The sequence below is a fragment of the Kribbella sp. NPDC049227 genome (genome assembly GCF_043197265.1).
Lineage (GTDB): Bacteria > Actinomycetota > Actinomycetes > Propionibacteriales > Kribbellaceae > Kribbella.
This window is the reverse complement of sequence record NZ_JBICST010000001.1, coordinates 273,003-297,114: the sequence shown is the minus strand read 5'-3', so window position 1 is coordinate 297,114 and position 24,112 is coordinate 273,003. Positions and strand designations below refer to the sequence as shown.

The 24,112-nt window shown below is 69.3% G+C and carries 23 protein-coding genes; 20 read left to right on the top strand and 3 right to left on the bottom strand.

The annotated features are described in order from the left end of the window. Nucleotides 1-99: 99 nt before the first annotated feature. Nucleotides 100-1,587: a bifunctional UDP-N-acetylglucosamine diphosphorylase/glucosamine-1-phosphate N-acetyltransferase GlmU gene (gene glmU / locus ACGFH6_RS01565; RefSeq protein WP_393379548.1), complete on the top strand. Its 1,488-nt coding sequence runs from the start codon at nt 100-102 to the stop codon at nt 1,585-1,587. A 14-nt stretch (nt 1,588-1,601) separates the two neighbouring features. Continuing rightward, nucleotides 1,602-2,582: a ribose-phosphate diphosphokinase gene (locus ACGFH6_RS01560; RefSeq protein ID WP_393379547.1), complete on the top strand. Its 981-nt coding sequence runs from the start codon at nt 1,602-1,604 to the stop codon at nt 2,580-2,582. A 53-nt stretch (nt 2,583-2,635) separates the two neighbouring features. Here the strand turns inward: ACGFH6_RS01560 and ACGFH6_RS01555 are convergent, their stop codons facing one another. Next, nucleotides 2,636-3,112, bottom strand: a complete 477-nt coding sequence (locus tag ACGFH6_RS01555) for a hypothetical protein (protein ID WP_393379545.1) — start codon at nt 3,110-3,112, stop codon at nt 2,636-2,638. Nucleotides 3,113-3,223: 111 nt separating this feature from the next. Further along, nucleotides 3,224-3,883 carry a hypothetical protein gene (locus ACGFH6_RS01550; protein WP_393379544.1) on the bottom strand — a complete coding sequence of 220 codons (660 nt, stop codon included), beginning with the start codon at nt 3,881-3,883 and terminating at the stop codon, nt 3,224-3,226. Between the two features lie 136 nt (nt 3,884-4,019). On the opposite strand from ACGFH6_RS01550, the gene ACGFH6_RS01545 reads away from it, so the two are divergent. From ACGFH6_RS01545 to ACGFH6_RS01470, 16 genes are all read left to right on the top strand, one after another. After that, on the top strand, nt 4,020-5,987 hold the full coding sequence (locus ACGFH6_RS01545; protein WP_393379543.1) for a sensor histidine kinase: 1,968 nt from the start codon (nt 4,020-4,022) through the stop codon (nt 5,985-5,987). Next, nucleotides 5,975-6,616 carry a response regulator transcription factor gene (locus tag ACGFH6_RS01540; RefSeq protein WP_393379542.1) on the top strand — a complete coding sequence of 214 codons (642 nt, stop codon included), beginning with the start codon at nt 5,975-5,977 and terminating at the stop codon, nt 6,614-6,616. The genes ACGFH6_RS01545 and ACGFH6_RS01540 overlap by 13 nt, the downstream gene beginning before the upstream one ends. Before the next feature lie 23 nt (nt 6,617-6,639). Then, the gene (locus ACGFH6_RS01535; RefSeq protein ID WP_393379540.1) at nt 6,640-7,401 is read left to right on the top strand and encodes an NAD(P)-binding domain-containing protein; all 762 of its coding nucleotides are present in this window, start codon (nt 6,640-6,642) and stop codon (nt 7,399-7,401) included. Nucleotides 7,402-7,670: 269 nt separating this feature from the next. Further along, nucleotides 7,671-8,318: a 50S ribosomal protein L25/general stress protein Ctc gene (locus tag ACGFH6_RS01530; protein ID WP_393379539.1), complete on the top strand. Its 648-nt coding sequence runs from the start codon at nt 7,671-7,673 to the stop codon at nt 8,316-8,318. 42 nt (nt 8,319-8,360) lie between these two features. After that, complete coding sequence (gene pth / locus ACGFH6_RS01525; protein ID WP_360442070.1) at nt 8,361-8,936, top strand: aminoacyl-tRNA hydrolase; 576 nt, start codon at nt 8,361-8,363, stop codon at nt 8,934-8,936. Continuing rightward, entirely contained in the window at nt 8,933-12,571 is a 3,639-nt protein-coding gene (mfd, locus tag ACGFH6_RS01520) for a transcription-repair coupling factor (RefSeq protein ID WP_393379537.1), read from the top strand. Before pth ends, mfd begins: the two co-directional genes overlap by 4 nt. A gap of 28 nt (nt 12,572-12,599) precedes the next feature. Next, nucleotides 12,600-13,229 carry a hypothetical protein gene (locus ACGFH6_RS01515; RefSeq protein WP_393379535.1) on the top strand — a complete coding sequence of 210 codons (630 nt, stop codon included), beginning with the start codon at nt 12,600-12,602 and terminating at the stop codon, nt 13,227-13,229. 9 nt (nt 13,230-13,238) lie between these two features. Beyond that, nucleotides 13,239-14,222: a MazG family protein gene (locus tag ACGFH6_RS01510; protein WP_393379533.1), complete on the top strand. Its 984-nt coding sequence runs from the start codon at nt 13,239-13,241 to the stop codon at nt 14,220-14,222. Nucleotides 14,223-14,264: 42 nt separating this feature from the next. Continuing rightward, nucleotides 14,265-15,119, top strand: a complete 855-nt coding sequence (locus ACGFH6_RS01505) for a phosphotransferase enzyme family protein (protein ID WP_393379532.1) — start codon at nt 14,265-14,267, stop codon at nt 15,117-15,119. Between the two features lie 2 nt (nt 15,120-15,121). After that, nucleotides 15,122-15,628, top strand: a complete 507-nt coding sequence (locus ACGFH6_RS01500) for an NUDIX domain-containing protein (protein WP_393379530.1) — start codon at nt 15,122-15,124, stop codon at nt 15,626-15,628. A 665-nt stretch (nt 15,629-16,293) separates the two neighbouring features. Continuing rightward, on the top strand, nt 16,294-17,136 hold the full coding sequence (locus ACGFH6_RS01495) for a LysR family transcriptional regulator (protein ID WP_393379528.1): 843 nt from the start codon (nt 16,294-16,296) through the stop codon (nt 17,134-17,136). Continuing rightward, entirely contained in the window at nt 17,133-17,678 is a 546-nt protein-coding gene (locus tag ACGFH6_RS01490; RefSeq protein WP_393379526.1) for an RNA 2'-phosphotransferase, read from the top strand. The genes ACGFH6_RS01495 and ACGFH6_RS01490 overlap by 4 nt, the downstream gene beginning before the upstream one ends. 38 nt (nt 17,679-17,716) lie before the next feature. Beyond that, entirely contained in the window at nt 17,717-18,997 is a 1,281-nt protein-coding gene (eno, locus tag ACGFH6_RS01485) for a phosphopyruvate hydratase (RefSeq protein WP_393379524.1), read from the top strand. Between the two features lie 21 nt (nt 18,998-19,018). Continuing rightward, nucleotides 19,019-19,624 (top strand): septum formation initiator family protein, encoded by a 606-nt coding sequence (locus ACGFH6_RS01480; protein WP_393379523.1) that lies wholly within the window; start codon nt 19,019-19,021, stop codon nt 19,622-19,624. After that, entirely contained in the window at nt 19,621-20,103 is a 483-nt protein-coding gene (locus ACGFH6_RS01475; protein ID WP_393379521.1) for a DUF501 domain-containing protein, read from the top strand. The genes ACGFH6_RS01480 and ACGFH6_RS01475 overlap by 4 nt, the downstream gene beginning before the upstream one ends. Then, on the top strand, nt 20,096-21,013 hold the full coding sequence (locus ACGFH6_RS01470; protein ID WP_393379519.1) for an exopolyphosphatase: 918 nt from the start codon (nt 20,096-20,098) through the stop codon (nt 21,011-21,013). Before ACGFH6_RS01475 ends, ACGFH6_RS01470 begins: the two co-directional genes overlap by 8 nt. Here the strand turns inward: ACGFH6_RS01470 and ACGFH6_RS01465 are convergent. Next, the gene (locus tag ACGFH6_RS01465; protein ID WP_393379518.1) at nt 21,010-21,591 is read right to left on the bottom strand and encodes a TetR/AcrR family transcriptional regulator; all 582 of its coding nucleotides are present in this window, start codon (nt 21,589-21,591) and stop codon (nt 21,010-21,012) included. The genes ACGFH6_RS01470 and ACGFH6_RS01465 overlap by 4 nt on opposite strands. 133 nt (nt 21,592-21,724) lie before the next feature. Between ACGFH6_RS01465 and ACGFH6_RS01460 the strand changes: the two genes are divergently transcribed. Then, the gene (locus ACGFH6_RS01460) at nt 21,725-23,182 is read left to right on the top strand and encodes an MFS transporter (RefSeq protein WP_393379516.1); all 1,458 of its coding nucleotides are present in this window, start codon (nt 21,725-21,727) and stop codon (nt 23,180-23,182) included. An 83-nt stretch (nt 23,183-23,265) separates the two neighbouring features. After that, nucleotides 23,266-24,096, top strand: a complete 831-nt coding sequence (locus ACGFH6_RS01455; RefSeq protein ID WP_393379515.1) for a uracil-DNA glycosylase — start codon at nt 23,266-23,268, stop codon at nt 24,094-24,096. The last annotated feature ends 16 nt before the right edge of the window (nt 24,097-24,112 follow it).

Genomic DNA, 24,112 nt, shown 5'->3' with positions numbered 1-24,112 from the left:
TCCGGTCTGAGGAGCAAGTACGCTTGCGCGGGCACAGTTTCGAGTGTCCGTGCCGATACTTGTTCCAGAAACTCGCAGGGAACTCGAGGAGAAGACCGCGTGACTTCCCAACGTCCCGCGGCGGTCGTCATCATGGCCGCCGGTCTGGGAACCAGGATGAAATCGGCGATCCCGAAGGTGTTGCACGAGATCGGCGGGCGCAGTCTCGTCGGGCACGCGGTGGTCACCGCCCGTGCACTCGACCCCGAACACCTGGTGGTCGTGGTCGGGAGCGGCCGGGAGCTGGTCGAGGCTCATCTCCAGGAGATCGACCCCGGAGCCCGGACCGCCGTCCAGGAGCAGCAGCTCGGCACCGGTGACGCGGTTCGCGCCGGGCTGACCGCCGTACCGGCCGACTTCGACGGCTCGGTCGTCGTCACGTCAGGCGACGTACCGCTGCTGGAGGCGGAGACGCTCCAGGAGCTGATCGCCGAGCACGACAGGCAGGGGAACGCGATCACCGTGCTGACCGCGCGGGTGCCGGACCCGACCGGGTACGGGCGGATCATCCCGGGAGACGACGGCACCGTCGCCGGGATCGTCGAGCACAAGGACGCGACGCCCCAGCAGCGGCAGATCGACGAGATCAACGCCGGCATCTACGCCTTCGACGCGGCCACGCTGCGTGATGGGCTGAGCTGGCTGACCACCGACAACGCGCAGGGCGAGCTGTACCTGACCGACGTCCTGGCCATCGCGAAGAGTGACGGCAAGCGGGTCGGCGCGTACGCGACCGACGACGCGATGCAGACCGAGGGCGTGAACGACCGCGTCCAGCTGGCCACGCTGCGGGCCGAGCTCAACCGCCGGAACCTCGACAAGCTGATGCGCGCCGGCGTGACGGTCGTCGACCCGAACACCACCTGGGTCGACCAGACGGTCCGGATCGAGCGCGACGCCACCCTGCTGCCGAACACGCAGCTGCACGGCGCGACCACGGTCGGGTCCGGTACGACGATCGGCCCGGACACGACGCTGACCGACGTACAGATCGGTGCCGGCGCCACGATCATCCGCGCGCACGGGTCGAGCTCGGTGATCGGCGACGGCGCGAACGTCGGACCGTTCGCCTACCTCCGCCCCGGCACCAGGCTGGGTGTGAAGGCCAAGATCGGTACGTTCGTCGAGACCAAGAACAGCACCATCGGCGACGGCGCCAAGGTGCCGCACCTGTCGTACGCCGGAGACGCGACGATCGGTGAGGGCGCGAACATCGGCGCCGGCACGATCTTCGCCAACTACGACGGCGTGGCGAAGCACCCGACGCACGTCGGCAAGCACTCGTTCATCGGCAGCAACTCGGTGCTGGTCGCGCCGCGGACCATCGCCGACGGCGCGTACCTGGCCGCCGGTACGGCGCTGACCGAGGACGTCGGCCCGGGCGAGATCGCGGTCGCGCGCGGACGGCAGCGCAACATCAAGGGCTGGGTCGCGCGTAAGCGGGCCGGCACCAAGACGGCGAAGGCGGCCGAAGAAGCGCTGTCGGCCGATGCCGGACAGGCACCGGCGGATCACGCGGCGCTGAGCGACACTGGCGAGAAGAAGTAACGGGAGGCCGGGCCATGAGCGGGATGAAGCGAACCACCGAGAAGAACCTGATGGTGTTCTCCGGCCGGGCCCATCCCGGTCTGGCCGAGGAGGTCGTCGAGCAGCTCGGCACCGGCCTGGTCCCGACCGCGGCGTACGACTTCGCCAACGGCGAGATCTACGTCCGGTTCGAGGAGTCGGTCCGGGGCAGCGACGCGTTCGTGATCCAGAGCCACACCTCGCCGATCAACGAGTGGATCATGGAGCAGCTGATCATGGTCGACGCGCTGAAGCGGGCGTCGGCCAAGCGGATCACCGTGGTGCTGCCGTTCTACGGGTACGCCCGGCAGGACAAGAAGCACCGCGGCCGCGAACCGATCTCGGCCCGGCTGATGGCCGACCTGTTCAGGACCGCCGGCGCGGACCGGCTGATCTGCGTCGACCTGCACACCTCGCAGATCCAGGGCTTCTTCGACGGCCCGGTGGACCATCTGATGGCGCTGCCGATCCTGAGCGAGTACGTCCGGACCAAGTACGGCGACCAGCAGCTGGCCGTGGTGTCGCCGGACGCCGGCCGGATCAAGGTGGCCGAGCAGTGGTCGGCCCGGCTGAACAACGCGCCGCTGGCCTTCATCCACAAGACCCGCGACATCGAGCGGCCGAACGAGACGGTCGCGAACCGGGTCGTCGGTGAGGTCAAGAACCGGGTCTGCATCCTGGTTGACGACATGATCGACACCGCCGGCACCATCACCAAGGCCGCCGACGCGCTGTACGCCGAGGGCGCCGCAGGCGTGGTGATCGCCGCGACGCACGCGATCCTGTCCGGCCCGGCGGTGGACCGGCTGAAGAACTGCCAGGCCAGCGAGGTGATCGTCACCAACACGCTGCCGATCGCCGAGGACCGCCGCTTCGACAAGCTCACCGAACTGTCGATCGCGCCGCTGATCAGCCGAGCCATCCGCGAGGTTTTCGAGGACGGCTCGGTGACCAGCCTCTTCGACGGCCGCGCCTGACCCGTCGGACGTCGTAGCCAATCGGACGCCCGACGCTCAGGCCGCATGCCCCGTCAGGCGTTGATCCGGCGACCGGTCAGCTTCCCGGTGCCGGTCTCCACCACCTGCGTCTCGCTGTTCGGCGCGAACACGGTGAATCGGTACGTCGCCGACAGCTTGCCGTGAGACACCGATCCGCGGAGCCGTACCCGGACCGTCGGGCCGACCGAGTCCGGTCCCTGCTCGCCGGGGAACCCGGTCCAGAAGGTCGCCTGGAACCACTTGCCGTGCTTCGACCACGTCCCGGTGAACGGCGGTCCGGCCGGGCTGATGTCGTGCGACACGATCACAGCACCCGCGGCGAAGCTCAGGATCAGCCTGATCTTGTCGGTCGAGCCGTCGTCCTGCCGGCGGCACATCCAGCTGCCGGACAGTCCGTTGTCGTCTGCCATGGCCGGCGTGGCAGTCGCCAGCCCTGCGATCGCCACACCACCCGCGGCGATGCCTGCACCCCTCAGCGCCTGGCGGCGCCCCATTGCGTTCTCGCTCATTGGAGTCCCCTCCCCAGAGATCCGCTGTTCTTCCACGCTGCACCTGGTCGCAGCCCGGGGCAACGGTTCGGACCCCACTACGACGAGGCGTAGCATCCCGCCTCCGGACGGTCAGGCCTGACGCCATGCGTAGTACGCCGTTCCGAGTGATGCGGCGGTCATCGGCAGCGCGGTGAGCAGGCCGGCGATGCCGTTGCCGGGTACGACGAACGTCGCGATGATCGTCAGCCACAGCACCGGAATCCAGCGGGGTACGGCGTGGGAGCGCCAGAGGCCGACCGCCTGGATGACGGTGCCGAGAGCAACGAGTAGGGCGCCGGGGATCATCACGCCGAACAGGTGGGCGGAGTCGTCGTTGATCCGCTCGATGACGCTCGCGTCGACGCCGGATGCGGTGGCGAAGTAGTACGCCGCTGCCCAGCCGGCGCCTCCGACGGCGTACAGAGCGGTGCCGATCCACATCACCACGGCACCCGTGGTCGCCCAGGCGGCTCCGCGGCGGCGCACGAGGAGCGTCGTCAGCAGCGCCTGAGCGGGCACGTTGATCACCAGTGCACCGCTGAGAACCACCAGCAAGCCCCACCACAGATCGCGGACCGGCTGGATGTCGCTGTAGGCGTACGTGTCGCCGCCCGCGGCCGGTTCCGGCCAGAGCAGCCCGCCCGGAACCGCTGCGAGAGCGGTGATCGCCAGGAGCAAGGCAACGATTCCGACCCGGCGCCGGACGACGGGATCGGCAACGGTGGGAGGTGGTGCGGTTCGGGTCGTCATGGTGTTCCTCCGTGTGGTGAGCTGACGCCCTCAGGAAACGCCGGGCGGGCGCGGTGACACATCGGAGCGGGCACGGAGCCGGATCTCCGTGCTGGCGCGGAGCCTCGACGGCGGGTTGCGGCCTTACCCTGACGACATGCGGTGGCCACGATGGGTCGCGCTCGGTACCTTCCTGCTCGTCCTGACGATGGTCGCGGGGAGCATCTGGCTGCTGATCGCGTACCGCACCGGTCCGCACACGGTCCGGAACTTCGTCGGTCTGGCCGCGATCGGGACCGCGATCGCCGTCCTCGGGCTCGCGGTCAGCCGGCGTGAGCCGGTCAACCCGGTCGGGGCGATCCTCGGCTGGATGGGTGCGATCACGGTCTTCCTGACGGCACGCGACGTCTACTACAACGCCGTGGTCCACGATCCCGGTCGGCTGCCGTTGGACAGTCGGGTCGTGGCCTGGCTCGAGGAGAGCGGCTGGTGGCTGCTGGTCGCGGTTGCTTGCCTGTTGCTCTACTTCCCGACCGGTCAGCTGGTGAGCCGCCGGTGGATGCCGGTCGCGCCAGCCCTGCTGCTACTCGGTGTGGCACAACAGGTTCTCGGTGTCTTCGCCGCGGAACCCTTCCTGCCGCCTCTGCAGGACCTGCCTCGGCCGTACGAACCGCTGTCCGGAGTACTGCGGATCGTCAGCGACGTGGTGTTCTTCGGCTTCCTTGCCGTGTGCCTGGCCGCGGCGGTCGCGGTGCTGATCCGGGCCCGCCGGTCGACCGGCAAGGAGCGTGCGCAGCTCAAGTGGCTGTCACTCGCCGGACTGGCCGCTGTGCTCTACCCGGTGGTCTGCGGAGCCGAGATCGTCGTCACCGGACACACCGGCATCGTCGCGACCGTCTTCGGCATCATCGCGCTGGTGAGCCTCCCGGCGTCTGTCGCGGTGGCGATGCTCCGGCACGACCTGTACGACGTCGACCGGGTGCTGGCAGACACCGTCACGTACGGGATCGTCATGGTGGTCCTGCTGGGCACCTATGCCGTCGCCGCCGTATCGCTTGGGCTCGTGCTGGGTCGGGACTCGGCCGTGGTGGCTGCGGCTGCCACTGCGCTGTGTGCGTTGGTCCTTTCTCCACTGCGCTCTCGCCTGCAGCGCTCGGTGGACCGGCGGCTCTATCCGCCGCGTCGCGCTGCCCTGCTGGCGATCGAGGACCTGCAGCGGCGGATTCACACCGAGCAGGCGCAGCCGGAGGAGCTGGAGTCCGCACTGCGCACCGCACTGCGCGATCCGGCGCTACGGGTGGGCTTGCTCGTCCCAGGTGCGTCCGGCTTCGTCGATGCGGCCGGTACGCCGGTCAGCGGACCACAGCTGGTTCCGGTGACGCTGGGTGGCGCACAGATCGGCGTACTGGCGTCTGATGCGACCAGTCCCGCCGTACTGAAGGCTGTGGCGGCTGGGGCAGCCAGCCTGGTCGAGGTGACGCGGCTGCGGGCCGAGCTGGCTGGTGCGTTGCGTGAGGTCGCGGCGAGCCGGGCCCGGCTCGTGCAGGCGGGGGATGCCGAGCGGCGGCGGCTCGAGCGGGATCTGCACGACGGGGCACAGCAGCGGCTGGTGTCGCTGGGCATGGCCCTGCGGCTCGCGCAGCGCCATCTGGACGACGGATCGGTCGATGTCGACGGACTGCTCGATCAGGGCGTCGCGGAGCTGACCACTGCGGTCGCCGAGCTGCGGCAGATCGCGCACGGGCTGCGTCCGGGGAGCCTCGACGACGGATTGCACGCGGCGTTGAGCGCGATCACGCAGTCGCTGCCGATCCCGGTCCGCCTGCAGATCCCGCCCGATCTGCCCGAGGAGTTGGCGACCACGGCGTACTTCGTCGCGGCGGAGGCGGTGACGAACGCCGCGAAGTACGCGAACGCGACATCGATCGCGGTCCACGTGGCGCGGTCGACGGGTGAGGTGCGGGTGAGGATCGAGGACAACGGGTGTGGGGGAGCGGCGCCTCGGCCGGGATCGGGCCTGAGTGGGCTGCTCGATCGGGTCGCGGCCGTGGGTGGGTCGCTGGAGCTGCGGAGTCCGGTCGGCAGCGGTACGACGGTTGAGGCGGTGCTGCCATGCGGATCGTGATCGGGGAGGACTCGGCGTTGTTCCGCGAGGGGCTGGCGCGGTTGCTGGCCGACGCCGGGCACGAGATCGCCGGTCTGGCCGTGGACGCACCCAGCCTGCTGACCACAGTCGCCGAGACGACGCCGGACCTCGCGGTGATCGACGTCCGGATGCCGCCGGACCACACCGACGACGGCGCCCGCGCCGCCCGGCGGCTCCGGATGCAGAACCCCGAGCTGGGCATTGTGCTGCTGTCCCAACACGTCGAGACCCGGCACTCGGTCGAGCTCGTCGCGACAGGTCGCTTCGGCTACCTGCTGAAGGACCGTGTGCTCGCGGTGGACCAGTTCCTCGACGCGCTGGACCGAGTCGCGTCCGGCGGATCGGCGCTCGACCCCGAGGTGGTTGCCCGGTTGATCGGGCGCCAGCGCGCCGACGATCGGCTGGCGCCGTTGACCCCGCGTGAGCGCGAGGTGCTCGCGTTGATGGCCGAGGGGTGCACCAACGTCGGCATCGGTCGCCGCCTGTTCCTGACCGAGCGGACCGTCGAGACGCACATCGGCAGCATCATGGCGAAGCTCGGGCTGATCACCAACGACGAACAGCACCGGCGGGTGCTCGCCGTACTGGCCTATCTTGGTGGGCACTGACCGCTCTCCCAGAGGACTGGCCCATGCGAATCGCTGTCTTCCATCCCGGTGCGATGGGCTCGAAGCTCGCGGCCCAACTGGTCGCCGCCGGGCATGAGGTGCACTGGGTGCCGGACGGACGGAGCGAGGCTTCCGCTGCGCGCGCCGCGGAAGCCGGCCTGATCGGTACGCCGTTCGCCGAGGCGGTGCGTGAGGCCGACGCGGTGCTGTGCTCGTGCGCTCCCCAAGGCGCGGTGGACATCGCCAAGCAGGTCGGCAGGGCGGGCTTCGGCGGCCTGTACATCGAGGCGAACCCGCTGTCCCCGATGTCGTTGCGTGAGGCGCAGTCCGCCGTACCGGAGGCGACGTTCGTGGACGCCGGGGTGGTCGGCCCACCGCCGACCGGTGGACCGAGTCCGACACATCTGATGCTGTCCGGCGCTGCAGCTGATCAAGCCGCCGGGCTGTGGGCCGGCACTGCGGTCACCGCGATGGTGGTCGGTGCGGAGCCGGGTGCGGCCAGCGCGGCCAAGTCGTCGTACGCCCTCTACAACAAAGGCAAGGCAGCGCTCGCGGTGCTGGCCTTCCAGTTGGCCGAGAAGCACGGTGTCACGGAGGCGTTGACTGCGCAGCAGGTCCGCGCGGACGCGGGATCGCTCAAGGATCCCGGGCTGCCGGAGCAGTTGCGGAGCGTCGCCTGGCGCTGGGGACCCGAGTTCGACGAACTCGCTGCCACGCTGGACGCCGCCGGCCTCGAAGGCGACGCGGCCCGCGCCCTCCGCCAGGTGTGGACGAAGCTCACTTGAGGGTTCGGAAAAGGGTCACGGGGAGTGGTGGCGGAGCCGGAGCAAAGTGCCTGGGGGAACGGATTTCCCGTCTGGGCGGAGTGGTGGGTAGACTGTTTTGGTTGCCTCGGCGAGGGACGCCCCCCCGAGAACTGTTGGGCGCGGCTCCGTGATCGACGCGGTGGTTCGTTGCCTGACGCCTTCTCCGGGGTCACAAAGCGCCCGCTGAGGCCGCAGCCGAGTTCCACCTAGTCAACTGATCACCGCAACGCATTTGAGGAGTTCATCTCGTGGCCGAGGTCAAGATCCAAGCCGAAGCGCGCACGGAGTTCGGCAAGGGTGCTGCCCGCCGAATCCGCCGGGACAACAAGGTTCCCGCCGTCCTGTACGGCCACGGCAGTGACCCGGTGCACATCACGCTGCCCGGTCACGACACCATGCTGGCCCTGAAGACCGCCAACGCCCTGCTGCTGATCGAGGTCGCCGGTGGCGAGAGCCACCTGGCGCTGCCGAAGCAGGTTCAGCGCGACCCGATCAAGGGCTTCATCGAGCACGTCGACCTGGTCATGGTCCGGCGCGGTGAGAAGGTCCAGGTCGACATCGCCGTTCACCTCGAGGGCGAGGCCGTCAGCGACACGCTGGTCGTGCTGGAGCAGCCGAGCGTGCTGGTCGAGGCCGAGGCGACCCACATCCCCGACGGGGTCACCGTCTCCATCGAGGGCCTCGACGTCGGCGCCCAGATCCACGCCTCCGACCTGCCGCTGCCGGCTGGTACGACGCTGGCGATCGAGCCCGACACCCTGGTCGTGAACATCACCCAGGCGCAGACCGCCGAGCAGGTCGACGCCGAGCTGGCCGACGCCGAGGCCGAGGCCGGCATCGAGCGGGACGAGCCGGACGCCCCGGCCGAAGAGCCGGTCGCCGCTGCCGCGGAGTAATCTCCAGCACAGCACACAGCGACATCAGGAGGGCCGGGATCCGTGGCGGACGACGTGTGGTTGGTCGTCGGACTGGGGAATCCCGGCCCTTCCTATGCGCGCACCCGGCACAACATCGGTCACCTGGTGGCCGACGAGCTGGCCGCTCGGACCGGCGGCAAGTGGAAGCAGCACAAGCAGGTCAAGTCCGAGGTGATCGAGACCCGGATCAGCGGGATCCGGACCGTGCTGGCCAGGCCCCGCTCGTACATGAACGAGTCCGGTGGGCCGGTGTCCGGGCTGCTGAAGTTCTTCAAGGTCGAGCCCGCCAACCTGGTCGTGGTCCACGACGAGCTGGACATCGACTTCGGCGTACTGCGCTGCAAGTTCGGCGGCGGGGACAACGGGCACAACGGGCTGAAGTCGATCCGGAAATCGCTTGGCACCGGTGAGTACTATCGAGTCCGGTTCGGTGTGGGTCGTCCGCCGGGCCGGCAGAACCCCGCCGACTTCGTCCTGAACGAGTTCTCCTCGACCGAACGCAAGGACCTCCCCTTCGCGGTCGACCGGACCGCGGACGCGGTCGAGTCGCTGCTCACCGACGGCCTCGATGTCACCCAAGGGAAGTACAACTCGTGAAGCTCAGCGGTCTGGTCGACACCCTGATCACCGATCCGGTGGTGGCCCAGGCCGTTCGTGATGCCCGGAGTTCCACGCAGCCTGACGGCGTCACGACCCTTGACCTGAGCGCACCGGGGCCGATCCGCCCGGTCCTGCTGGCCGCGATCGCGTCGGAGCAGAAGGGCGCCGATCGCCCGGTGCTCGCGGTCACCGCGACGTTCCGCGAGGCCGAGGAGCTCACCGAGGCCCTGCAGTGCCTGGTCGAGCCCGGCACGGTCGCCTACTACCCGGCCTGGGAGACCCTCCCGCACGAGCGGCTCTCGCCCCGGTCCGACACGGTCGGTCGTCGGCTCGCCGTACTGCGCCGGCTGGCGCACCCGGATCCGTCGGACGAGACCACCAGGCCCATCAAGATCCTGGTCGCGCCGGTGCGGTCGGTGCTGCAGCCGCAGGTGGCCGGCCTGGCCGACCTCAAGCCGGTGCAGTTGCACGTCGGCGACACGGTCGAGCTCGAGGACGTCGTCGAGCAGCTGGCCGGGGCGGCGTACCACCGGGTGGACCTGGTCGAGCGGCGCGGCGAGTTCGCGGTCCGCGGCGGCATCATCGACGTGTTCCCGCCGACCGAGGAGCACCCGCTGCGGGTCGACTTCTTCGGCGACGACATCGAGGAGATCCGGTACTTCGCGGTCGCCGACCAGCGGTCGCTGGAGATCGCCGAGCACGGTCTGTGGGCTCCCCCGTGCCGTGAGTTGCTGCTGACCGACGAGGTTCGCGCCCGGGCCGCCGTACTGGCGAAGGAGCACCCGGAGCTGGCCGAGCTGTTCGAGAAGCTGGCCGAAGGACATGCCGTCGAGGGCATGGAGTCGCTGGCGCCCGTGCTGGTCGACGAGATGGAGTTGCTGGTCGACCTGATGCCGGCCGGGACGCACGTCGTGGTCAGCGACCCGGAGCGAGTGCGGGCCCGGGCGCACGACCTGGTCGCGACCAGCCAGGAGTTCCTGGAGGCGTCGTGGGCGGCCGCTGCCGGTGGTGGCGAGGCCCCGATCGACCTGGGCGCGGCGGCGTACATGGCGCTCGGCGACGTCCGGGAGCATGCGCTGGGCAAGGGCTTGGCCTGGTGGAGCCTGTCGCCGTTCGCGGCGGCCCCGACCGACGCGCCGGAGCTGCGCGACTCGATGGGCGAGCGGATCTCGTTCGACATCGACCCGGACGCCGGCGCGGTCCGCAGCCGGGTGATCGCGGCGCACGAGGTCGACCCGTACCGCGGTGAGACGGCGGCCGCGGTCGAGGACGTCCGTGGATGGTTGCGCGACGGCTGGCGCGTCGTCTGCGTCACCGAGGGCCACGGCCCCGCGCAGCGCCTGGCCGAGGTCTTCTCCGAGGCCGAGCTGCCGGCTCGCGCGGTCGAGGGCATCGACGAGATCCCGGCGCCGGGGGTCGTCCTGATCTCGCAGGGCCAGCTGGAGCACGGATTCATTGCCGAGGGCATCAAGTTCGCCGTACTCACCGAGAACGACCTGGCCGGTCAGCGCTCGGCGGCCGAACGGCGTTCGCAGCAACGGATGCCGTCGCGCCGGAAGAAGACGATCGATCCGCTGGAGCTGCAGCCCGGCGACTACGTCGTGCACGAGCAGCACGGCGTCGGCCGGTACGTCGAGATGATGCAGCGGACCGTCGGCACCGGAGCGCAGCGGGCCACCCGCGAGTACGTCGTGATCGAGTTCGCGCCGAGCAAGCGCGGCCAGCCCGGCGACCGGCTGTACGTGCCGACCGACCAGCTAGACCAGGTCACCCGGTACGTCGGCGGCGAGCAGCCGTCCCTGGACAAGATGGGCGGCGGCGACTGGGCCAAGCGCAAGGGCCGTGCGCGCAAGGCGGTAAGGCAGATCGCCGGCGAGCTGATCAAGCTGTACGCCGCCCGGCAGGCGACCAAGGGCCACGCGTTCGCCAAGGACACCCCGTGGCAGCGCGAGCTCGAGGACGCGTTCCCGTTCGTGGAGACGCCGGACCAGCTGGCCACGATCGACGACGTGAAGCACGACATGGAACGCATCACGCCGATGGACCGGATCGTGTGTGGCGACGTCGGTTACGGCAAGACCGAGATCGCCGTACGTGCTGCCTTCAAGGCGGTGCAGGACGGCAAGCAGGTCGCCGTACTGGTTCCGACGACGCTGCTGGTGCAGCAGCACTACGCGACCTTCGCCGAGCGGTACGCCGCCTTCCCGGTCAACGTGGCGCCGCTGTCGCGGTTCCAGACCGACAAGGAGGCCAAGGCCGCGATGGACGGGCTGGCCGACGGGACCATCGACGTCGTGATCGGCACGCACCGGCTGCTGTCCGGTGAGGTGCAGTTCAAGGACCTCGGGCTCGTCGTCGTCGACGAGGAGCAGCGGTTCGGCGTCGAGCACAAGGAACAGCTGAAGCGGCTGCGGACCGCGGTCGACGTCCTGACGATGTCCGCGACGCCGATCCCGCGGACCCTGGAGATGTCGATCACCGGCATCCGGGAGATGTCCACGATCGCGACGCCGCCGGAGGAGCGGCACCCGGTGCTGACCTTCGTCGGCGCGTACGAAGAGGGCCAGGTGACCGCCGCGATCCGGCGCGAGCTGCTCCGCGAGGGCCAGGTCTTCGTCGTCCACAACCGGGTCAACACGATCGAGAAGGCGGCCGCCCGGATCCGCCAGCTGGTCCCCGAGGCCCGCGTTTCGGTGGCCCACGGCCAGATGAACGAGCACACGCTCGAGAACGTGATCCAGGGCTTCTGGGAGAAACAGTCCGACGTCATCGTCTGTACGACGATCGTCGAGTCCGGCATCGACATCTCGAACGCGAACACGATGATCGTGGAGCGGTCCGACCTGCTCGGCCTGTCCCAGCTGCACCAGCTCCGCGGCCGGGTCGGCCGTGGCCGGGAACGCGCGTACGCGTACTTCTTCTTCCCGCCGGAGAAGCCGCTGACCGAGACCGCGCACGACCGGCTGGCCACGATCGCGCAGCACGCCGATCTGGGCGGTGGCATGGCGGTCGCGATGAAGGACCTGGAGATCCGCGGCGCCGGCAACCTGCTCGGCGGCGAGCAGTCCGGGCACATCGCCGACGTCGGCTTCGATCTGTACGTCCGGCTGGTCGGCGAGGCGGTCGCGGAGTACCGCGGCGACACCCAGGTCGAGGAGCCCGAGGTCAAGATCGAGCTGCCGATCGACGCGCATCTGCCGCACGACTACATCCCGTCGCAGCGGCTGCGGCTGGAGATGTACCAGCGGCTGGCCGCGGTCCGCGACGACGAGGGCATCGCCGAGCTGGTCGAGGAGCTGCACGACCGGTACGGCGACATCCCGCAGCCGGTGCTGAACCTGATCGAGGTGGCGAAGTTCCGCAACCACGCCCGCCGGGCGGGGCTGCACGACGTCACCCTGCAGGGGAATCTGATCCGGTTCGGACCGGTCGAGCTGCCCGATTCGAAGGTGCTGCGGCTGAACAGGCTGTACCCGAAGAGTCTGGTGAAGCCGCAACTGCGTACGATCCTGGTGCCGAGACCTGCCACCCGGCCGGTCGCCGGTCAGCCGCTCCGTGACCAGGAGTTGCTGCAGTGGTGCACCCGGTTGATCGATGACGTGATCGCCGAACCGATCGGGGTGCCGGCGTGAACCTGGACGGAAGACACGAGGAGATTCGGTGAGCACATCTCGACGGCTTGGGGCGATCGGTGTGGCAGCGGCCATGGTGCTGCTGGCCGGCGGCTGCGCGGCGGGAACGCACCCGGGCGCGGCGGCCGTGGTCGGCGGGACCGAGATCAGCGTCGGCGACGTCGACGAGACCTCGCGCGCGGTCACCAATGCTCTCGGCCAGGACTTCACTGCCGGCGTCACGCTGAGCGAGATGGTCAACTCGGTGCTGGTGTCCAAGGTCAGCGAAGAGAAGTCGATCTCGGTCAGTGACGCGGAGACCGCCCAGGCCGCGAAGCTGGTGGTCGGCGACGAGGCGGCGTTCCAGAAGTTCCAGGCGAATCCGGTCTCGCGCGACTTCCTGAACGGTGTCGCCAAGGCGGCGGTCGCGACCATCAAGCTCGGCGGCGGCTCCGGCGTGAACGACCCGCAGGCGCAGCAGAAGCAGCAGGACGGCATGGCGGTCGTCAAGGACGCGTCGAAGAACATCGACGTCAGCATCGCGCCGCGGTTCGGCCAGTGGACCGACGGCGCCATCGACGGCAAGATCTCCGGCTCGCTGTCGGAGGAGTCCGACCAGGCCAAGGCCACGCGCGAGGCCCAGGAACAGCAGCAGCAACAGCAGCAGGGACAGGGCTGAGGCTCCCGCATGACCACTGGTGGGATCAAGGTGGTCCTCACCAGCCCTAGGGTGGCGCCGGGCCTGCTGACTCGTGCCGCCTGGCAGGTGCTGGGCGATGCCGACGAGATCGGCGCCTCGGGTGGTCCCTCACGCCCTGATGTCCAGGCAGTGGTCGGCTCTGGACTGGTCGTCACCCAGGTCGAGGGCGGGTTCACCGAGGCCTGGACCTGGCTGTCGGCCGCGGCCGCCTCGGGCCGTCAGGTCGCGTGGCTCGTCGGTGAGGACGGCGAACCCGGTCTGCTCCGCGTGGTCGCCGACCAGGTCAGCCGGGAGCCGCGGCCGCCGTTCGACGTGGAGATCCTGCACGGCTCGTACGACGTACCGGGCGCGCGACTCATCGACCTCGTCCGCGTCATGGACCGCCTGCGCCGCAACTGCCCGTGGGACCAGGAGCAGACCCACGAGACCCTGGCGAAGTACCTCCTCGAGGAAACCTACGAAACCCTCGAAGCCATCGACACCGGCGACCGCCCCCATCTGCGCGAAGAACTGGGCGACCTGTTGTTACAGGTAGCCTTCCATTCCCGCATCGCCGAGGAAGACAGCTCCGACGACGGATTCTCCATCGACGACGTCTCCGGCGACATCGTCGAGAAACTCGTCCGCCGGCACCCGCACGTCTTCGGCACGGTGGATGCGGCCGACGCCGCCGCCGTCGAGGCCAACTGGGAAACCATCAAGGCCGCAGAGAAGCAGCGTTCCTCCGTCCTGGAAGGAATCCCGCTCGCCCTCCCGGCCCTGGCCCTGGCCGACAAGGTCCTCGGCCGTGCCGCCAAGGTTCTTCCGGACGTGAAGACGGCCGAGCCCGTTGATGAGGCGGATCGCCTCGGACAAGAGCTTCTGGAGCTGGTCCGTGAAGCTCGCAGCCTGGGGATCGACGCCGAACAGGCATTGCGCAGCACCGTTCACGACCTGGCCGGCGAGATCCGCGAGGTCGAATCCACCGACTGAAAACCCGGTGCGGCGCAGGTGCGTGGCTGACAGGGTGGGCCGGTGGACGTCGCTGGGGTGCTGTTGGAGCGTTGGGATCTGAAACCGACGCAGGTGGAGGTGCTCACCGGTGGGATGAACTCCGCTGTGTGGCTGGCTGCGGCGGATGGCTGGCGGGTGGTGGTGAAGTCCGTGGACGTGGGGGATGGCGCTTTCGTGCCTGGGCTTGAACTCGCGGCGCGGTTGGGGGATGCGGGGGTGGCTACTGGGCGGCCTGTCGTGAGTTCGGCGGGACGGGTGGCCGAACTGGTCGAGGACCGGCAGGTCGGGGTGCTGGAGTTTGTTGACGGGCGGCCGCTGGTGGGGAGTGTTGAGGATCAGCGTGCGGTCGGCGAGTTGCTCGGGCGGGTGCACAGTGTGTCGGCGACGCCGCCGGGGGAGTTGGCGGATTGGCTTCACCTGCTGACGCAGTTCGACGAGTACCTGGATCTGGAAGCGTGGATCCGGCCGGCGGTTCAGGGCGCGATAGAGGGTGTGCAGGCACTCGACGGCCTGTCCTGGGCCGGGTTGCACGGGGATCCGGCCGCTGAGGCGTTCCTGCGGCAGCCCGACGGTGAGGTCGCGTTGATCGACTGGGGTGGCGCTATGCATGGGCCAGTCCTGTACGACGTGGCGTCGGCGGTCATGTACGCCGGTACTCCGGACCACGTCGTACCGGCGTACCTCGAGCAGCGGCCGGAGTCCGCCCACGAGGTCGAGACCGGCCTCACAGCCTTCCTCCGGCTCAGATGGGCGGTCCAGGCCGGGTACTTCGCCTGGCGGTGCTCGACCGACGTCCGCACCGGCATCGCCGACCCAGCCGAGAACCGCAAGGGCCTCGCCGACGCCCGCCGCGCTTTCGCCTCCGAGGAGCACTGACTGTGGAACGACAGGTTGGCTGGGCAGGGCAGCCGGAGGACATCGCTTGCGTGGGTCCGGACGGCAATTTCAAACTGCGGGCCGGGGCGATCGTGCGCGATCGCGACCGGATCCTGTTGTGTGCGGTCGATGACCTCGACGGCTGGTTCCTGCCGGGTGGGAAGGTCGCGTACGGCGAGACCGCGGCGGCCGCGGCGGTCCGCGAACTCCGCGAGGAGATGCAGCTCGAGCTGACTGCCGGTGAGCTCCGGCTCGTCACCGAGGACATGCTGACCCTGAACGGCACGCTGCATCAGGAGGTCTGCTTCTACTACGAGTTCGCCTGGCCCGACGGCCTCTCGCCGGACGCGGCGCAGGACACCCTGGAGCTCGCGCACAGTTTCCGCTGGGTACGCCGCGCGGACCTGGGCGGCGTGGATCTCCTGCCGCCACAGATCCGGGACTGCCTGATGGAGGACGCGACCGAGCTCCGCCACCTGGCCATCGATCGCAGGAGCTCAGACGTCTAGTGCCCTGCGTCGGAGATCCCTTGGCGATTGCGGCGCCCAGGCACGCACCTCGCGGCGTTGGAGAAGCATCCACGATGCTCCGCATCGAGGACGCTTCTCCGCCTTGCGATGCACGCACCTGGACACCGCAATCGCTCAAGCGATCTCCGACGCAGGGCACTAGGTCCCGCAGGATCGCGGTTTCGGTGGCCGCCCAGTTCCTGAACAGGTAGCGGTGAGCCACCACGGGCTCTATGGCCGCGATCACGTCGGGCTTGTCGTCGACGAAGTGGGTGATGGCGAGGTCGGCGCAGTGGATCGCCTTCTGTGGCCGGCGGAGGCAGAACCGAACGTTGCCGTCGGCAAGCCCGGTCCGCTCGAAGAAGCGGTGATGACGCAACCATTCCAGCGACCGCTGCTGCACTCGCGGCCCGCACTTCGAGACCAGCCAGGCCTCGTCGAACAGTGGCACCAGCCGTGCGATCGCCTCGAACGCACCCGGTACGGCGGGCGTCCGCAGCATCGCCGCGGTGTCGCCGGAGAAGAACGAGGTGTCCCCGGATCCCGACGATCCGTCGATGATCACCCGTCCGATATCAATCCCCAATCTCTTCATGTGTCAAGGCTCGCCTTTCACAGCACTTCAGCAGAACTAGCGATCGGCGCAGCAGCTATAGTTTCTGTCAATGGCTCTGGTGGCGGAGGATCTCGCAGCGTTCGCGGTGTTCGCGCGACACCGCAACTTCACCCGCGCAGCGGAAGAGCTGCACGTCAGCCAGCCTGCACTCCACACCCGCATCCGCAAACTCGAGCGCAGCCTCGGCCACTCCCTGTACGTCAAGCAAGGCCGGCTGCTGCACCTGACCGACATCGGGGATCGCCTGGCTGCGTTCGCGAACGACACCCGCGACCGGGCGGCCGACTTCCTCGTCACGCTCGACGCGGCCGCGCCGAGGCCGCTGGTCCTGATCGCGGGATCGGGCACCTACCTCTACCTGCTCGGCGATCCGATCCGGCGAATCCTTGCCAAAGGCCACGAGCTGCAGCTGCGCACCGGCGATGCGGCTACCACCCTGGCTGCGGTCCGGGAGGGGTCCGCCGACGTGGGAGTCACCGCGCTCACGGTCCCGCCCGACGACCTTGACTGCGACCTGCTCCAGCAGTTTCCACAGACCCTGATCACCCGGTCCGACCACCGCCTGGCCGGCCGGAGGAGCGTCCGGTTGAAGGATCTGCAGGACGAGACGCTCGTCGTACCGCCCAAGGACCGGCCGCACCGGCAGCAGTTGGAGCGGAGCATGCTCGACCAGGGGCTGCGGTGGTCCGTGGCGGTCGAGGCGGAAGGATGGGAACTGCTGGTCCACTTCGTGCGTCTCGGGATAGGACCGGCCGTCGTCAACGGTTCGGTCCGTACGACGGGCGCCGTCCGGAAGATCCCGGTCAAGGATCTGCCACCGGTGCGGTACTACGTCGTCACGCGACCCGACCGGAGCGAAAGGGTGGACGAACTGAAGCGGATGCTGTCGTGAGCAGAGACAGCCGGATGGTCTCACGGCTGCTCAGGCACACAGCGGGTGAGCGCGGCCTCACGATGAGTGCGGACGGCTGGGCGGCAATCGCCGACGTACTGGAACTGCTCGCGATGGACCGCGAGCGGCTGGACACTGCAGTCCGGGACAACGACAAACAGCGGTTGCAGGTCGACGGAGACCGGGTCCGGGCTTGTCAGGGGCACTCACGCGCGGGGATGCCGGTGACACGTGAAGCCTTGGAGAAGAGTTGGGAACGCGTGCACCCCGACGACCTGCTCTGGCACGGGACCAACCGCCAAGCGCTGACCGCGATCCAGCGCGAGGGCCTCAAGCCGGGACGACGTACGCACGTCCATCTCGCGCCGTCCAAGGACAGCCACGTCGGACGTCGGACGAGCGTAGAAGTCTTGCTGGCCGTGGATCCGGGCAATCTGGCGGTCTATCGGGCGCCCAACGGAGTGTTACTGACGCGGGAGGTACCTCCGGATGCGATCGTAGGGGCCGATGCGGTCCACTGGCCTCGCTGGTCTGGCGGCTAGGCTCAGGACGATTCGTCATCGAGAACTTGGGAGTCAATGTGGCCACCATCGAGGCCGTCGGCGCCCGCGAGATCCTCGACTCGCGCGGCAACCCCACTGTCGAGGTCGAGGTTCTGCTCGACGACGACACCGTCGCCCGGGCGGCCGTCCCGTCGGGCGCGTCCACCGGCCAGTTCGAGGCCGTCGAACTGCGTGACGGCGACAAGGCCCGGTACGGCGGCAAGGGCGTCCTGAAGGCCGTCACGGCCATCCTGGAGGACATCGACAAGGAGATCGTCGGGTACGACGTCCACGAGCAGCGGCTGATCGACCACGCGCTGCTGGACCTCGACGGCACCCCGAACAAGGCCAAGCTCGGCGCGAACGCCATCCTCGGCGTCAGCCTCGCGGTGGCCAAGGCGGCCGCGGACAGCGCCGGCCTGCCGCTGTTCCGCTACGTCGGCGGCCCGAACGCGCACGTCCTACCGGTGCCGATGATGAACATCCTGAACGGCGGCGCGCACGCGGACAGCAACGTCGACGTCCAGGAGTTCATGATCGCGCCGATCGGCGCGGCCACCTACGGCGAGGCGCTGATGCAGGGCGCGACCGTCTACCACGCGCTGAAGGCGGTGCTGAAGGAGCGCGGCCTGTCCACCGGCCTCGGCGACGAGGGCGGCTTCGCGCCGAACCTGGCCAGCAACCGCGAGGCCCTCGACCTGATCGCGGTCGCGGTGGAGAAGACCGGTCTGCAGCTCGGCAAGGACATCGCGCTGGCGATGGACGTGGCCGCGAGCGAGTTCCACACCGACGGCGTGTACGCGTTCGAGGGTGGCAAGAAGTCGGCCGACGAGATGATCGCGTACTACGCCGACCTGGTCGCGTCGTACCCGATCGTGTCGATCGAGGACCCGCTGAACGAGGAGGACTGGGACGGCTGGAAGGCCATCACCACCGAGCTCGGCACCAAGACCCAGCTGGTCGGCGACGACCTGTTCGTCACCAACGTCGAGCGGCTGCAGCGCGGCATCAGCGAGAAGGCGGCGAACAGCCTGCTGGTCAAGGTGAACCAGATCGGTTCGCTGACCGAGACCCTGGACGCGGTCGACCTGGCCCACCGCAGCGGCTTCACCTGCATGATGAGCCACCGCTCCGGCGAGACCGAGGACACCACCATCGCCGACCTCGCGGTCGCGACGAACTGTGGCCAGATCAAGTCCGGTGCCCCGGCCCGGTCCGACCGCACCGCGAAGTACAACCAGCTGCTGCGGATCGAGGAGGAGCTGGACGACGCCGCGGCGTACGCCGGTCGCTCCGCCTTCCCGCGGTACCAGGGCTGACCCAGGAGGAGTCGAGACAGCATGCCGTCCCGTCGGGAATCCGGTGCACGACCCGGCTCGCGTCCGTCGAGCCGTACCCAGTCGCGTCCACCGGCCCGGCGGGGCGACCAGCCCAAGCGCCGTACGACGGGGACGGCCGCCGGACCGGCCCGGACCCGGGGCTCCCGCAACCTGACCGGCCGGGCGGCCGTCGTACTGCTGGTGCTGGGTGCGCTGATCGTGTCGTACGCGCAGAGCCTGCGGGTGTGGTTCGACCAGCACCAGCAGATCACCGCGCTGCAGCAGGAGATCCGGGACCGGGAGAAGCGGGTCGGCGAGCTGAACGACGAGATCGCCCGCTGGAACGACGACGCCTATGTGAAGGCGCAGGCGCGGCAGCGGCTCGGCTGGGTGATGCCGGGCGAGGTCGGCTACCGGGTGATCGGCGCGGACGGGAAACCGGTCGGTGCGCCGCCGGAGCCCAGCACGCCGGCGGACGGTACGGCGGACGCGCAGAAGCCGACCTGGTACACGAAGCTCTGGGGGAGTGTCGAAGGCGCCGGCAAACCGCCCGCGCCGCCGGGGGCGAGCCCGGCCAAACCCACCCCGAAGCCGATCATCACACCCTCTCCCAAGGCGACCCGGTGAGCGTCGGCCCGGAGGACATCGAGGCGGTCAGCAAGCAGTTGGGCCGGACCGCCCGTGGCATCCGCTCGATCGCGCACCGCTGCAGTTGCGGCCTGCCCGACGTCGTCGAGACCGAGCCGCGGCTGCCGGACGGTACGCCGTTCCCGACCACGTACTACGTGACCTGCCCGCGACTGGCGTCGGCGATCGGGACGCTCGAGGCCGAGGGCATGATGAAGGAAATGACCGACCGGCTCGGCACCGACGCGGACCTGGCGGCGAAGTATCAGGCCGCTCATGAGTCCTACCTCGCCCATCGCGAGTCCATCGAGCATGTCGAGGAGATCGCCGGTATCACCGCCGGTGGCATGCCGACGCGGGTCAAATGCCTCCACGTTCTCGTCGGCCACTCCCTGGCCGCAGGCCCCGGTGTGAACCCCCTCGGCGACGAGGCCCTGGCCGCCCTGGACGACTGGGGCCGCAGAGGTCCCTGTGTTTGACCGGGTCGCCGCCGTTGACTGCGGGACCAACTCTCTCCGTCTGCTGATCGCGGATGTTGTGGACGGTGAGCTGAAGCAGATCGATCGGCGGATGACGATCGTGCGGCTCGGGCAGGGCGTGGATGCGACCGGGGCGTTCGCGCCGGAGGCCTTGGAGCGGGTGTTCGAGGCCTCCGACGAGTACGCCGCCGTGATTCGAGCCGCCGGAGCTTCGCGGACGCGGTTCGTGGCGACCTCGGCTGCGCGGGATGTGAGCAACCGGGACAAGTTCTTCGCCGGGATCTCGGAACGCTTCGGCGTCGAGCCGGAGATCATCTCAGGTGCCGAGGAGGCCGAGCTCAGCTTCCGCGGAGCGACCGGTGGTCTGACTGCTCTGGCCGTACCCGGGCCGTACCTCGTCGCGGACATCGGCGGCGGATCCACCGAACTCGTCCTGGGCGACGCGAACGGCGTGATCGCCGCCGAGTCGCTCGACATGGGCTCGGTCCGGATGACCGAGCGGCACCTCGTCTCCGACCCGGCGACGGCCGCCGAACTGGCCGCCGCCACCCACGACGTCGACGCACTCCTGGCCTCGACCGCCGTCCCGATCACTGCGGCACGCGCCCTGATCGGGACCGCCGGCACGGTCACCACCGTCGCCGCGGTCGCGTCCAAGCTGACCGAGTACGACGCCGAGCGGATCCATCACTTGCGGATCCCGGGTTCACTGCTCCGCGAGACGACGTACTGGCTGATGCGGTCGACACGGGCCGAGCGGAGCAGCGTCCCGGTGATCCACCCCGGGCGGGTGGACGTCATCGGCGCCGGCGCGCTCATCCTGCAGCGCCTGTACGACCAGATGGCCGTCGGCGAGGTGATCGTCTCCGAGCACGACATCCTCGACGGCGTCGCCCTCTCGATCGGTTAGTCGGCCGCGCGGGCGCGGACACCGTCCAGGGCGATCCTGAGCACGCGCTCGCGCTGCTCGTCGTCGACGAACCCGGCGGCGGTCAGGCCGCTGATCATCCGGAGCAGGTCGTCGAAGGACACGTCCTTGCGCGCCTCGCCGGCCTCCTGGGCCCGCTCGAACAGCGGCGTGCCGGCGGCGTACATCGCATCCCGCGCCTCACTGAACTCCGCGGCCTCCCGGTTCAGCGACTCGTGGATCGCGCGCTTCGTCGCGGCGTACTCCACGAAGCGACGGACCCAGGTGGCCAGCGCCTCCCACGGCGGGAGGTCAGCGGCATCCTCCGCGGCGAGGCACAACTCCTCGATCTCACCCAGGTACACAGCCCGCAGCAGATCCTGGCGGGTGGGGAAGTTGCGGTACAGCGTGCCGATCCCGACACCGGCCTGTCGCGCGATGTCCTCCAGCGACGCCTCGGTGCCCTTGGTGGAGAACGCGTCCCGGGCAGCGGCGAGCAGCGCGTCGAAGTTCCGTCGCGCGTCGGCCCGCTGCGGCCGTCGTACGTCGACCCGCAGGGCTGGCCTGGTCTCACTCACCATCCGATCACCCTATCCATCGTGCGCCATACCTGTAGCCATACCTGTAGCGATGCTTGTTGCAAGCGGAGGCATCCCTCCGCTATAGTGGAGGCATACCTCGACTTTACCAGGCCGGGGGATTCCCGCGCCGCGGGTGCGGCGCGCTCACACCCTTTCGAAGGACTTCTGCATGCCTGGAAATATGTCCTCACCACGAGTGACGCTGGCTGTGCTGGCGTCGGTCGTGGCCGCTTTCTCGATGCTGCAGTCGCTGGTGAGCCCGGCACTGCCCGTCATCCAGCACGACCTGCACACCACCCCGAGCACGGTCACCTGGGTCTTCACCGCGCTCTTGCTGTCCGTCTCCGTCGCGACGCCGCTGCTCGGCCGGATCGGCGACATGACCGGCAAGGAGCGCACTCTGCTCGGCGCGCTGATCGCGCTGGCGGTCGGCTGTCTGATCGCCGCGCTCGCCCCGAACATCGGCGTACTGATCGCGGCCCGGGTCGTCCAGGGCGTCGGCGGCGCGGTGTTCCCGCTGTCGTTCGGCATCATCCGGGACGAGTTCCCCAGCGAGCGCGTGCCGTCGGTGGTCGGCGTGGTCTCCGCGATCATCGCGGCCGGCGGCGGGCTCGGAATCGTGCTGGCCGGCCCGATCGTCGAGGCGCTCGGTTGGCGCTGGCTGTTCTGGATCCCGCTGATCGTGATCGCCCTCGCGTCGGTGCTTGTACGTCGCTATGTCCCCGAGTCGCCTGTCCGTGTGCCCGGCCGGATCGACTGGCTGGCCGCCGCGTTCCTGTCCGGTTGGCTGATCGCTCTCCTGCTGCCGCTGAGTGCTGGGCGGTCGTGGGGCTGGGGTTCGCCGCAGACGATCGTGCTGTTCGCGACTGCCGTCGTACTGCTGGCCGGCTGGATCACCGTTGAGCTTCGGTCGCGGAACCCGCTGATCGACATGCGGATGATGCGGCTGCCGGCGGTCTGGACGACCAACCTGGTCGCGCTGCTGTTCGGTGCGGCGATGTTCGCGGTCTACGCGTTCGTGCCGCAGTTCATGCAGATCCCGAAGGCCGCGGGCTTCGGGTTCGGCTCGAGCGTGACGCAGGCGGGTCTCCTGATGCTGCCGATGCTGGTCACGATGGCCGTCACCGGGTCGCTCAGTGGTCCCATCACGCCGTACTTCGGTGTGAAGTCCCAGGTGGTCTGGGGATCTGCGCTGATCCTGGTGGCCTCGATCGCGTTCGCCGAGTTCCACGATGCGCCTTGGCAGGTCGCGCTCTGGACCGCGGTGTTCGGCATCGGCCTCGGGATGGCCTATGCGTCGATGACGAGCCTGATCGTGCAGAACGTGCCGCGCGAGCAAACGGGAGCGGCGACCGGCATGAACGCCAACATCCGCACCATCGGTGGCTCGATCGGCACTGCCCTGGCCAGCTCCATCATCACCGGCCACACCCAACCCTCCGGCCTGCCCACCGAAGCAGGCTTCACCGACACCTTCCTCCTCCTGGCCGCCTTCGCCGCAGCCGCCGTCCTCCTGGCCCTGGCCATCCCCACCCACCGCCGTACCCTCCGCCACTCACCCGAACCCATCCTCGAAGAGGTCGCAAGCTGACCCACTCCACTCGACCCAACCGGCCCACGCGGGACACCTCGCGTGGGCCGTGGCCGGATGCGGGCGAGGACTAGCCTGTGCTGATGAAGCTTCCGCACCCGTTGACCGGGGAGTTGTTCGACAGCCCGGTTCCGCCGGGGACCGGGTGGCCGGAGGATCCCGCCGTACGTCGTACTCCGGTTGCGCGGGATGCGGACGAGGTGGTCGCGCTGACCGAGACGCGGGACCTGCGGGAGTTGGAGGCACGGGTCTCGATGTGCCGGGCTTGTCCGCGACTCGTGGAGTGGCGGGAAGAAGTTGCTGTCAGCAAGCGAAAGTCCTTCGCCGGCGAGCCGTACTGGGGCCGGCCGATCCCCGGCTGGGGTGTGGCCGAGCCGCGGATCCTGATCGTCGGCCTCGCGCCCGCGGCGAACGGCGGCAACCGCACCGGTCGCGTCTTCACCGGCGACCGCTCCGGCGACTGGCTGTTCGCCGCGCTCCACCGCGTCGGCCTCGCCAACCAGGCGACCAGCGAACACGCCGGCGACGGTCTCCACCTGATCGGCACTCGCATGATCGCCGCCGTCCGCTGCGCGCCACCCGCCAACAAACCGACGCCGGAAGAACGCGACAACTGTGCGCCCTGGTACCGCCGGGAGCTCGAGTTGGTCCTCCCGGCCACCCAGGCCATCGTCTGCTTGGGCAAGTTCGGGTACGACGCCCTCCTCAACGGCCTGGCCGCCCTGGGCGCCACCATCCCCAAGCCCCGTCCCAAGTTCGGCCACGCCGTAGAACACCAGCTACGAACCCCTCATGGCGAGGTCACCGTCCTGGGTTGCTTCCACCCCAGCCAGCAGAACACCTTCACCGGTCGCCTGACCGAAGCCATGCTCGACGCCGTACTCAACCGCGCCCGCACCATCGCCGGCATCTGACCGGTTCTACACTCGC